This is a genomic window from Mesorhizobium sp. WSM4871 (assembly GCF_055811295.1).
Map to the genome: position 1 here is coordinate 257,189 of NZ_JBVVPU010000006.1, position 11,928 is coordinate 269,116.

Genomic DNA, 11,928 nt, shown 5'->3' on the forward strand with positions numbered 1-11,928 from the left:
GAATCCCTATCAGGCCGCGGGCGTCACCGGCAGCGTTTGTTCTTCCGTTATCGGAAGGGTGCGTCCTGATGCAAGATAGGTGCCGGACACCAGAAAGACCATCAGCACCGAATCCAGAATATCATGCCCGACCAGAATGCCGACCATTCCGCCTGTAAGGTAGGTAATCACGACGATGACGATCATGGTGGCGCCGAACCGCTCGATTGGATCGGCACTGATGCGCAGCACTTTGGCGGCATTTCTGACGGCAACGACAAAGATCGCCGCCAGCGCGGCAGCTCCCAGGATTCCCGCCTCCACCAACGCGGTCAGAAAGCCGTTATGGAAGTGGCTGAAGCCTTTGTCCATGCCGAATTGGTCGTGGAAGCCTTGCTTTATCAGGCGCGGCGTCGCTCCCACCCCATGTCCAAAAAACGGCATTTCGCGAAATGCGTCGACGCCGATTTGCCACATGGCAACGCGATATCCCAAGGCGGTGTTGTGCTCGCCATGCGCCATGAGCGCATTCCAGTCCGAGCGGAGGAACTCGGCTCGATCCAATATGACCGGGAATCCAAGAGCAGCGATCGCGAGGCCGATCGCGCCCAATACCAGCAACAGGCGACGAGCGCTCCTGCTCCTGAGATTCTGCCGGTGGATCAGCAATACGGCGATGCCTGCGATCAGCATCGCCAGCCACATGATCCGCGAACCGGTATAGAGGATGGCGATTGTCCCGGCCAGCGCAGCGCAGACGAGAAGGCTGCGGTTCCTTTCGATGCCCGACAAGGCGCCGGCCATGCACACCATGACGCTCAGGCAGGTGACCGTCGCGAATACGATCGGATTTCCAGCCGCGCCTTCGACCCTTAACATGCCGAGCCAATAATACTGGATGCCCGTCAGCAGCAATGCGCCGAAGCAGGCGGCCATGCTGCTGAGTATGATGATGCGCGCAAGGGTGGTTTTCCGCGAAATGCTCCAGACCGAGTAGGAGAACGGGAAAAACAGGAAGGTGATCAGCGGCACAAGATGGGCCGCATCCCTCGCGATCGAGTTGTTGACGATCGAAGCAAGAATAATTGCCCCGCAATAGGCATAGATCGCGACGGTGAGGGCGACCATGGGCCGATCGACATTGAAGCGCCGTCTCTTCAGGGCAACCAGCAAGGTCGACCATAGACCGCCGCCATTGAACACGAAGCTGACCACCGATCCCAAAACCGGAGGAGAAAAGAAGCAAAGAATGGAAAAGTAGATATTGACCCGCGATGGTGTGAATTGCTGTTTTGTCGATGAAAGCCAGTTCAAGGTGTTAAGTCGCATTCTGCAGGGTCTTTGGGAATCTGGTTTGGCCGTGGCTGGTGCGATGATCTTCAGCACGTCGCGCACGTGATGCCACGCGCAGTGGCTGAATTCCGTGGACCGGTATAACGGCTAAGGCTGATTTTCGATAGTCCGGCAGGGCGGACTGCCGTCAAAAATCGACAGTGTCGTTCATGCGTCAGTGCAGGCCCGGGACCGATCGATGCTCCTTCCGCCGATTCAGACAATATTTTTCTCGGCCTGCCAAGCTCGTCAACTCGGCGAGTAGGAATTTCCGAGTTCCGGGACTTGAGTAGAAGATTCGTTCCCGAACCACTTTTTGGCAGGCCTGTCTTGCATTGTTATAAACAATGGCGATCTGCTAGAACGCCTGCACGAAACAAGATTGTCCAGAAGTGAAGCCGGACCGGGTGGCCGCGAACTGCGCCCGATGCATCGGTGCAAGCTCTGGATGATATGAAAGAACGCTCACGGTCCATGAATATCGCGCTTACGCATCTGCAGCGGCTTGAAGCCGAATCCATCCATATTTTTCGCGAAGTTGCGGCGGCCTTCGCCAAGCCGGTCATGCTCTACTCCGTCGGCAAGGATTCGTCGGTGCTGATGCATCTGGCGATGAAGGCCTTTTACCCCGCCAAGCCGCCCTTTCCCTTTCTCCATGTCGACACGACCTGGAAGTTCCGTGAGATGATCGCCTTTCGCGATCAGATGGCGCAAAAGCTCGGCTTCGACCTTCTGGTCCATGTCAACGAAGATGGTGTGCGCGACAACATCAATCCGTTCGACCATGGCTCGAACACCCACACCCATGTGATGAAGACCGTGGCGTTGCGGCAGGCGCTCGACAAATACGGCTTCGATGCAGCCTTTGGCGGCGCCCGCCGCGACGAAGAGAAGTCGCGCGCCAAGGAGCGGATATTCTCCTTCCGCAACGCCCAGCATGTCTGGGATCCGAAGAACCAGCGGCCGGAGATGTGGAAGATATTCAACACCCGCATCGCCTCTGGCGAATCGATCCGGGTCTTTCCACTGTCCAACTGGACCGAGCTCGATATCTGGCAATACATCCTGCAGGAAGACATCCCGATCGTGCCGCTCTATTTCGCCAAGGAACGCCCAGTCGTCGAGCGGGATGGCATGCTCATCCTCAAGGACGACGAGCGCATGCAATTGCGGCCCGGTGAGACAGTCGAGAACCGCCTGGTGCGTTTTCGCACTCTTGGCTGCTATCCGCTGACCGGTGCGATTGAATCGGATGCCGACACGCTGGAGGCCATCGTCGGCGAGATGCTCACGGCGCGCACCTCCGAGCGCCAGGGGCGCCTCATCGATCGCGATGAAGCCGGTTCGATGGAAAAAAAGAAGCGCGAGGGGTATTTCTGAGCATGCGCCACATCCTGGCCAAGAGCCTCGCCCCGACCGATGGTATCCGCGACTACATGACTGCGCAGGAAAAGAAGTCGCTGCTGCGCTTCCTGACCTGCGGCTCGGTCGACGATGGCAAGTCGACGCTGATTGGCCGCCTTTTGTCCGATACCAAGCAGATTTTCGAGGACCAGCTCGCCGCGCTCGAGCGCGACTCGCGCAAGCACGGCACGACCGGCGACGACATCGATTTCGCGCTGCTGGTCGACGGCCTCGAGGCCGAGCGCGAGCAAGGCATCACCATCGACGTCGCCTATCGCTTCTTCGCCACGCCGAAACGCAAGTTCATCGTTGCCGACACGCCCGGCCACGAACAGTATACGCGCAACATGGCCACCGGCGCCTCGACCGCGGATCTCGCCATCGTGCTGATCGACGCGCGCCAGGGCGTGCTACGCCAGACAAGGCGCCATTCGATCATCGCCTCGCTGCTCGGCATCCGGCACGTCGTTCTGGCCGTCAACAAGATCGATCTTGTCGGCTTCGACAAGGCCGTCTTCGAACGCATAATCGAGGACTACCGGCAGTTCTCGCACAAGCTCGGCTTCGAGACGATCGTGCCCATTCCGATGTCCGCCCGTTATGGCGACAACGTCACCAGCCGCTCCGACAAGACGGATTGGTACTCCGGGCCGACGCTGATCGAGCACCTGGAGACCGTTTCGGTGGACGAAGCCGCGGTCGAACTGCCGTTCCGTTTTCCGGTGCAGTATGTGAACCGTCCGAATCTGGACTTTCGCGGTTTTGCCGGCACGATCGCGTCCGGCTCGGTATCGCAAGGTGACGAGGTCGTCGTCGCCAAATCCGGTAAGTCGTCGCGCGTCAAGCGCATCGTCGCGCATGGCGGCGATCTGAACCAGGCGGTGGCCGGCCAGGCCATTACCCTTGTTCTCGACGACGAAGTCGAGGTCTCGCGCGGCAACATGCTGGTGTCGCCGGCTGCGCGGCCGCAGGTTGCAGACCAGTTCGCCGCCAACATCGTCTGGTTCGACGAGCACGCGCTGTTGCCGGGCCGCTCCTACATCCTGCGCACGGAGACCGACCAGACCAGCGCCACCGTCACCGACCTGAAATATCGCGTCAATGTCAACGACTTCGCCCATGAGGCTGCCAAGTCGCTCGAAATGAACGAAGTCGGCATCTGCAACCTCTCGACGCGGGCGCCGATCGCTTTCGATACGTTCGCCGAGAACCGCACCACCGGCGCCTTCATCCTGATCGACCGCATCACCAACGCCACGGTCGGCGCCGGGATGATCCTGCACTCGCTGCGCCGCGCCGAAAACATCCACTGGCAGTCCCTCGATGTCGGCAAGCGCGGCCGCGCCGACATGAAGAACCAGCGGCCCGCCGTGTTCTGGTTCACCGGGCTCTCGGGATCCGGCAAGTCGACCATCGCCAACCTCTTCGAGAAGAAGCTGTTCGCCACCGGGCGCCACACCTACATCCTGGACGGCGACAACGTCCGCCACGGGCTCAATCGCGACCTCGGCTTCACCGACGCCGATCGGGTCGAAAACATTCGCCGTGTTGCGGAAGTGGCGCGCCTGATGGCCGATGCCGGGTTGATCGTCATCGTCTCCTTCATTTCGCCGTTCAGCGCCGAGCGGCGCATGGCGCGCGAATTGATGGCCGACGGCGAATTCGTCGAAGTGTTTGTCGACACGCCCTTCGAGGAATGCGCCAGGCGCGATCCGAAGGGGCTCTATGCGCGGGCGCTGAATGGCGAGATCAAGAATTTCACCGGCGTCGATTCTCCATACGAGGCTCCGGAAAATCCCGAAATCCACCTCAAGACGCTCGGCAAGTCGGCCGAGGACATGGTGGAGGCCCTGGAACTCTGGCTGAACGAGCGTGACATTGCAGAAGACCAATACGACGCCGGCGGCGGCATCTGACGACAGGCAGATGCTCGCCGTGTTCGAGCGCCTGGCGCTGGCGGCAGGACGCGAGGTGATGCGCGTTTTCAATGCCGGCTGCGCGGTCGACCGGAAATCCGATTCCTCGCCGGTGACCGAGGCCGATCGCGAGAGCGAGAAGATCATTCTGGCCGGGCTGCGTGCCGCATTCCCTGGCATCCCTTGCGTGGCCGAGGAAGAGGCGTCGGCCGGCATCATGCCGCCGGATCTCGGCGACGCCTTCTTCCTGGTGGATCCGCTCGACGGCACCAAGGAGTTTGTCAACCGCCGGACCGACTTCACCGTCAACATCGCGCTGGTTCGCAATGGCGTGCCGGAAATCGGCGTCGTCTTCGCGCCCTGCACCGGGCGTTTCTTTTCCGGCCGGCCGGGCAGGGCGGAAACAATCGAAGTCGATGACGACTACCAGATCACGGGTCGCCACCCGATTTCGGTGCGTGCAAGCGCCACGCCGCTCGCCGTCGTCGCCAGCCGCTCGCACAACACGCCTGAGACCGAAGCCTTCATCCGTGATCTCGGTGCCGCCGAGATCGTCTCGGTCGGCTCGTCGCTGAAATTCTGTCTCGTCGCTGGTGCCGAGGCCGACCTCTATCCGCGCTTTGGCCGCACCATGGAATGGGATACGGCGGCCGGCGATGCGGTGTTGCGCGCCGCCGGCGGCATGACGCGCACCCTGGACGGCCAGCCGCTCACCTACGGCAAGCGCAATCAGGCCGACGACGAGGATTTCGCCAACCCGCATTTCGTCGCGAGTGGAAAGAGCGCGGTTTAAGCCTGCCGGCAGCGGGGCATCTCTACGCCGCCGCGACGTGCGCCGAATTCGAGCCGATATAGTTGCGGATCGTCTCGATGATCCGGTCCTGGTCGGCCTCACTCAGATAGGGATGCATGGGCAGGCACAGGATGCGCTTCGGCAGATCCTCCGAAACGGCAAGGCCTGTCGGAGTGCGTGGATAGTCGCGATAGGCGACCTGGGCATGCAGCGGCTTCACGTAGTAGATGACCGAGGGAATGCCTTTTTCGCCGAGATGCGCCTTCAGACCGTCGCGCTTTGGTGTCTCGATCGCATATTGCGCCCAGGCCGAGCGGCTGCCATCAAGGTTGCGCGCCGCCTTGACGATGTCGCCGAGACCCTCGGCGTAGCGCTTGGCAACCGCTTGCCGGGCAACCATCTCGTCTTCGAGAATGGCCAGCTTCTCAATCAGGATCGCCGCCTGTAGCGTGTCGAGCCGCGAATTGATGCCGACGCGGACATTGTCATATTGCGTTTCGCCCTTGCCGTGGAAGGCGAAAGAGCGGAGTTTTTCGGCGAGCGCATCGTCATTGGTAAACATCGCGCCGCCGTCGCCATAGCAGCCGAGCGGCTTGGCCGGGTAGAAGCTGGTCGAGCCGACATGGCCGAACGCACCGCACATCGTGCCGTCGAGCGAGCCACCCATCGACTGGGCGGCGTCCTCGATCACCATCAGCCCTTCGCCGTTGGCGATCGCCATGATCGCCTCATAGTCGGCGGCAAGCCCGAACAGGTCGACCGGAATGACCGCTTTCGGCCTCAGCCGGCCTTCCTTCTTGACCATCGCGACCGCCGCCTCGAGGCTGGCTATATCGATATTGTAGGTCTCAGGGTCGACATCGACGAAAACCGGCTCGGCCTTGGCCAGCGCCACCACTTCCGCCGTGGCCGCAAAAGTGAAGCTCGGCACGAACACCGCGTCACCCGGGCCAATACCGGCCGCAAAAAGCGGCAAGAGCAGCGCGTCGGTGCCGTTGGCGCAGGCCACGACATGCTTGGTGCCGACATAGGCGGCCAGCTTGTTCTCGAATTCGGTGACCTCTGGTCCGAGGATATAGCGGCCGTCGTCGACGACGCGGTCGATCGCGGCTTTCAGCCGGTCGCGGATGCGTTCGCGTTGCGCGCCAAGATCGATGAACTGCATGTCGGCCTCGTTCTAGCCAGATGATCACCGGGTTAGCCGGATAATTGGCCGCTGATACCAGACCTGGGCCGGCCGAGAAAGCCGGACCGGCCAAACCGCGAATTGCCTAGGTGTCGCAGCCTGTTACCTCTGTTTTCGAGCCTGCCTTGGCAAGATGGCGGAAATCCGGCGTTCGCAAGCCGTCGCCAATGCCTTTCGATTCGCATCCTTCCGGCCCAGCGAAACATAAAGTGATCGCGGAACCAGTGCTGATTCAAAGAGTTTTCCGCCTGCTCAGGCGATTTCGTGCCGCCAGGGCGGATTGGCGCCGGCTCGCGATACGGTCACCGCCGCCGCCTTGGCGCCGAGCGTCAGAGCCTCGTGGATGATACCTTCTGAAAGTGTGGCAATAGCGGTCTTCGACAGCATGCCTTGCTCATGCAGCGAGGCGAGAATGCCGGCGTTGAACGTGTCGCCTGCGCCGACCGTGTCGACCACCGTGACCTTGTCCGGCACGATCGTGACCTTGTGCTCCCTGGTATAGCCGACGGCGCCTTCCGCGCCATGGGTGACGACGATCAGCTTCGGGCCGCGATCCAGCCAATTGCGGACAACGTCCTCATGCGAGCCGGCTTCATCGAACCAGTTCAGATCCTCGTCCGACAGCTTGACGATATCGGCCATCGCCATCATGGAGCGGATGCGCCTGAGATGCCTGGCCTTGTCGGGGATGAAATTCGGCCGGATGTTGGGATCGAGCATCATCAAGCGGCGCTCCTGCTCGCGCCGCATGAATTCCTCATAGGCTGATCCGGCCGGCTCCGAGATCAGGCTGATGGCGCCGAACAGCATGGCTTCGATCTCGCTGCCGAGCTCCGGCAGGTCGTCGATGGTCAGCATGCGACCGGCCGTGTTCTCGTCGTAGAAAGTGTAGGTCGCCTGGCCGTTGGTGAGCCGCACGAAGGCGAGCGTCGTCGGTCGCGGCGACGTATGTGCATAGGTGGAGCTGACCTTGCTTGCTCCCAGCGCGTCCCTGAACTGGCCGCCGAACAGATCCGACGACAGGCCGGAAAAGAAGCCGGCGGGCGCGCCGAGCCGGCCAAGCGCGATGGCCGAGTTGAACACCGCGCCACCGACATAGGGGGCAAAGGCCGGCTCTCCTTCGGTGGTGGTGCGAGGCAGCATGTCGATGAGGGCTTCGCCGCAGCAAAGGATCATGATTTCGTGTTCTCCGGCGGATAGATGACGCCCTTGCGAATGATGATGTTGGCGTAGAGCCTGGGCTCGCTTGTCGCGATGATCGCGTGCGCGGACTTGACCCGTGCATAGAAGTCGGCGCCAGCCAACGCAACCACATTGCGGCCCGGTGCGCGTTTGGCGCAGATCGCCTCCATTTCGCGATGAACGGGATCGGCAAGCGAGGGATCGCCTTTGACCGAGGCGCGAAACAGTGCCTCCGGCACGGCATCATCCACCGGCAACACGCTCAATACGGCATCGAGCATCGGAACCAGATGATGACCATCGGCGCGGATGAGCCGGTGTGCCTGCTCTTGCGCCGGGTAGTTGCCGTCGACAAGCGCGATCTCGTCGCCATGGCCCATGGCACGCAGCGTTGCCAGGAGTTCCGGGCCAAGCAGCGCCGGGATGCCGATCAGCATTCAAATGCTCCTGGAAATCGTCGTCGATCCGATCAGGAAGCGTTCGGAAAGCGGCAGGCTGGCGCCGCCCAGCGCGCGTGCATGAATGCCGACCGTACCCTCGCGCACCGCCGGAAGCTTCAGGCCCTCGCAGTCGATCTTGCCGACCGCCACCACGACGGCATCGACGAGGCGCCGTCGCACCGTCAGCGGCATCCATCCGTCGATCACCGCTGCCTCGAAATCGATGACCGAGGCCGCCGCGACAATCGCATAGGCGAGCGCCTCGGAGGCGCCGGCGATCCAGTCGTCGAGTTCGACGCCGATCTCGCCCCAGTCCTGCGGCGATGTCCACAGATGCGAGGCCTCGACGCCACGCGCGTTAAGCGCCTTTTCCAGCATGGCGATCGATGCCACGTCGATCAGCTGGGTCGGCTTTCCGTCCGGTCCGGGCACCGGCATCGAGCCGAGCGCGCCGGCATTGCCGGTCGGCCCGCCGAAGAGACGGCCGTTGAGCACGATGCCGCCGCCGGCGAAGGCGCCGATGTAGAAATAGACGAAGTCGCGCGCGGCACCCGCCTGGCCGAACACCAACTCGGCGCCGCAAGCCGATGTGGCGTCGTTCTGCAGGTAGACGGGAAATTCGCATTGCGCCTGAATGTCGGCGCGAATGTCGCGGTGGCGCCACTCGTCCATGATGTCGCGTGGCGCACCGGCGGTGTCGGCCCAGTTCCACAGCTCGAACGGCATGGCGATGCCAAGTCCGGCAATGCGCTTGTCCTGCGCCGGGGTCAGCTCCCCGCGCATCTTCTTCATGCCGGAGGTGACGAACTCCACCGTCTCGCGCGGTGCCGGATAGCGGTAGGAGTGCTGCAGCATCGAGCGTACATTGCCGAGGAAGTCGATCAGTACGAGTTCGGCGCTGCGCCGGCCGATCTTGAGGCCGATGAAAAACGCGCCTTCGGGATTGAGCGCCATCGGGATGGAGGGCTGGCCGATCTTGCCGCGCAGCGGCGCCTGGCGCACCAGCAGGCTATCCTGCTCGAGTTCGCGCATGATGACCGACACTGTCTGCGCCGAGAGCCCGGTCATGCGGGCGATGTCGGATTTGGCCAGGCTGCCGTGCTGACGCACCAGCGACAGCACCAGCCGCTCATTATGGTCCCGCATGCCGCTCTGGTTGGTGCCGCGGTGAATTTGGCTTTCGGCTGCCTCGGGCGAACCGTGCCTCGCAATGCCGGTCTCCACCCTGTTCCTCCCGTCGTTTCCCCTCAATGCTTTTGGTCCAGAATGAGTGAACGATGCAAGGCTGTCAATAATAAATAAGAGTGATTTAATTATTGACAGGGCGTCCGGGCTAGTGTCTGTTGGAGACGGCGCCCGCGCTGGGAGAATTTCGTCAAGGCGCCTGTGCGGAGACCGGTTGGCCGGTGTCCGAAATGGTTCCACTGGGAGGAAAATCGTGACCAAGAATAATCTATTGAAGTCCACCGTTTTTGCGGCGGCCGGGCTGGGCCTGATGGCGTTTGCCTCGACCGCGTCGGCGGCCGGCGTTGGCGCCTGCCTGATCACCAAGACCGACACCAACCCCTTCTTCGTCAAGATGAAGGAGGGCGCTACCGCCAAGGCCAAGGAGCTCGGCGTCGACCTCAAATCCTATGCCGGCAAGATCGACGGCGACAGCGAGAGCCAGGTTGCGGCGATCGAGAGCTGCATCGCTGACGGCGCCAAGGGTATCCTGATCACAGCGTCCGACACCAAGGGCATCGTGCCGACGGTGAAGAAGGCGCGTGACGCCGGCCTGCTGGTGATCGCGCTCGATACCCCGCTCGATCCGATCGACGCCGCGGACGCGACCTTCGCGACCGACAATCTCGAAGCCGGCAAGCTGATCGGCGCGTGGGCCGCCGCCACGCTCGGCGACAAGGCCAAGGACGCCAAGATCGGCTTCCTCGACCTGACGCCCTCGCAGCCGACGGTGGACGTGCTGCGCGACCAGGGCTTCATGATGGGCTACGGCATCGACGTGAAGGACCCCAACAAGATCGGCGACGAGGACGATCCGCGCATCGTCGGCCACGACGTCACCAACGGCAACGAGGAAGGCGGCCGCAAGGCGATGGAAAACCTTCTCCAGAAGGACAATACCATCAACGTCATCCACACCATCAACGAGCCCGCCGCTGTCGGCGCCTACCAAGCGCTCAAGGCTGTCGGCCTCGAAAGCCAGGTGCTGATCGTCTCGGTCGATGGCGGCTGCCCCGGCGTCAAGTCGGTGGCGGAAGGCGTGATCGGTGCGACCTCGCAGCAATATCCGCTGCAGATGGCGGCACTCGGCATCGACGCGATCGCTGCTTTCGCCAAGGACGGGACCAAGCCCAAGCCGACCGAAGGCAAGGATTTCTTCGACACCGGCGTCAACCTGGTGACCGACAAGCCGGCGAACGGCGTGAAGTCCATCGACACCAAGGAAGGCCTCGCCAAGTGCTGGGGCTGATGCTGGTCTGACCGGCAATAGCCCGATCGGCCGGGGGACTTGATCCCCGGCCGCTTCGGGTGGACGATGGACCACAATAAACGCGAAACAATCCCGGCGGCAGACCGGAAAGGCGTGGACGGGCGTCAGCGGGTGGCTGAGGCCCAGACGGGGAGGAAGCATGGCTCAGGCTCAAGAATTCGAGAAGGTTCTCTCGAGCAGCGACACAAGCGTTGCGGCTTTCGACGAGCATAAATCGGCCGTCAAGCGCATCCAGCATTTCCTGCACTCAACGCCGGCCGCGGTGCCGCTGATCGTGCTGGTTCTGGCGATCATCATCTTCGGCATCACGATCGGCGGGCGGTTCTTTTCGTCTTACACGCTGACACTGATCCTGCAGCAGATCGCCATCGTCGGCATTCTGGGAGCCGCGCAGACGCTGGTCATCCTTACCGCCGGCATCGACCTGTCGATCGGCGTGATCATGGTGATCTCGGCTGTGATCATGGGAAATTGCGCCGTCACCTACGGGCTGCCGGCAATTCTGGCGGTACCGATCGGGCTGGCCGCCGGGGCGGCCTGCGGGCTGCTCAACGGGGTTCTGGTGGCCTATATGAAGCTGCCGCCCTTCATCGTGACGCTGGGCACCTGGAACATCGTCATGGCCACGAATTTCATCTATTCGGCCAATGAGACGATCCGCGACACCGACGTCGACACCCAGGCGCCGCTGCTGCATCTGTTTGCGCTGAGCTTCAAGGTCGGCACGGCGGTGCTGACGCTCGGCGTCATTGCCACGGTCGTGCTCGTTCTGATCCTGTGGTACGTGCTCAACCACACGGCTTGGGGCCGCCATGTCTACGCCGTTGGCGATGATCAGGAGGCGGCGAAGCTGTCGGGCATTCAGACCAAAAAGGTCCTGATGACCGTCTACACCCTTGCCGGGTTGATCGCTGCCTTTGCCGCCTGGGTCTCCATCGGCCGCAACGGCTCGATCTCGCCGTCCGCCGCTGTCACCGATTACAATCTGCAGGCGATCACCGCGACGGTGATCGGCGGCATCTCCCTCTTTGGTGGGCGCGGTTCGATCCTGGGCACGCTGTTCGGCGCGATGATCGTCGGCGTCGTCTCGATGGGTCTCAACATGCTGGGCGCCGATCCGCAATGGAAAGTGCTGCTTACCGGCGTGCTGATCATCGGCGCCGTGGCGATCGACCAATGGATCAGAAAGGTTTCAGCATAGC

At 62.2% G+C, this 11,928-nt stretch carries 10 protein-coding genes; 5 read left to right on the forward strand and 5 right to left on the reverse strand.

Annotated features, from left to right (window positions below; translation table 11 throughout):
- Positions 1-9 precede the first annotated feature (9 nt).
- Positions 10-1,194: an O-antigen ligase family protein gene (locus tag AC0L2H_RS14985; protein WP_473591059.1), complete on the reverse strand. Its 1,185-nt coding sequence runs from the start codon at positions 1,192-1,194 to the stop codon at positions 10-12.
- Positions 1,195-1,785: 591 nt separating this feature from the next.
- On the opposite strand from AC0L2H_RS14985, the gene cysD reads away from it, so the two are divergent.
- From cysD to cysQ, 3 genes are read left to right on the forward strand one after another with little or no spacing between them, the layout of a single operon-like run.
- Positions 1,786-2,691 carry a sulfate adenylyltransferase subunit CysD gene (gene cysD / locus AC0L2H_RS14990; RefSeq protein WP_107649960.1) on the forward strand — a complete coding sequence of 302 codons (906 nt, stop codon included), beginning with the start codon at positions 1,786-1,788 and terminating at the stop codon, positions 2,689-2,691.
- A 2-nt stretch (positions 2,692-2,693) separates the two neighbouring features.
- Positions 2,694-4,631, forward strand: a complete 1,938-nt coding sequence (gene cysN / locus AC0L2H_RS14995; protein ID WP_473590943.1) for a sulfate adenylyltransferase subunit CysN — start codon at positions 2,694-2,696, stop codon at positions 4,629-4,631.
- A gap of 10 nt (positions 4,632-4,641) precedes the next feature.
- Positions 4,642-5,424: a 3'(2'),5'-bisphosphate nucleotidase CysQ gene (cysQ, locus tag AC0L2H_RS15000; protein WP_473591060.1), complete on the forward strand. Its 783-nt coding sequence runs from the start codon at positions 4,642-4,644 to the stop codon at positions 5,422-5,424.
- Between the two features lie 22 nt (positions 5,425-5,446).
- Here cysQ and AC0L2H_RS15005 read toward each other — a convergent pair whose 3' ends face one another.
- From AC0L2H_RS15005 to AC0L2H_RS15020, 4 genes are all read right to left on the reverse strand, one after another.
- Entirely contained in the window at positions 5,447-6,589 is a 1,143-nt protein-coding gene (locus AC0L2H_RS15005; protein ID WP_473590944.1) for a DegT/DnrJ/EryC1/StrS family aminotransferase, read from the reverse strand.
- A gap of 273 nt (positions 6,590-6,862) precedes the next feature.
- The gene (locus AC0L2H_RS15010) at positions 6,863-7,786 is read right to left on the reverse strand and encodes a carbohydrate kinase family protein (RefSeq protein ID WP_473590945.1); all 924 of its coding nucleotides are present in this window, start codon (positions 7,784-7,786) and stop codon (positions 6,863-6,865) included.
- Positions 7,783-8,229, reverse strand: a complete 447-nt coding sequence (locus tag AC0L2H_RS15015; RefSeq protein WP_473590946.1) for an RbsD/FucU family protein — start codon at positions 8,227-8,229, stop codon at positions 7,783-7,785. Before AC0L2H_RS15015 ends, AC0L2H_RS15010 begins: the two co-directional genes overlap by 4 nt.
- Positions 8,230-9,456 carry an ROK family transcriptional regulator gene (locus AC0L2H_RS15020; protein WP_473590947.1) on the reverse strand — a complete coding sequence of 409 codons (1,227 nt, stop codon included), beginning with the start codon at positions 9,454-9,456 and terminating at the stop codon, positions 8,230-8,232.
- 271 nt (positions 9,457-9,727) lie between these two features.
- Between AC0L2H_RS15020 and AC0L2H_RS15025 the strand changes: the two genes are divergently transcribed.
- Positions 9,728-10,705, forward strand: a complete 978-nt coding sequence (locus AC0L2H_RS15025; RefSeq protein WP_473591061.1) for a substrate-binding domain-containing protein — start codon at positions 9,728-9,730, stop codon at positions 10,703-10,705.
- A gap of 160 nt (positions 10,706-10,865) precedes the next feature.
- The gene (locus tag AC0L2H_RS15030; protein ID WP_473590948.1) at positions 10,866-11,927 is read left to right on the forward strand and encodes an ABC transporter permease; all 1,062 of its coding nucleotides are present in this window, start codon (positions 10,866-10,868) and stop codon (positions 11,925-11,927) included.
- Position 11,928: the final 1 nt, after the last annotated feature.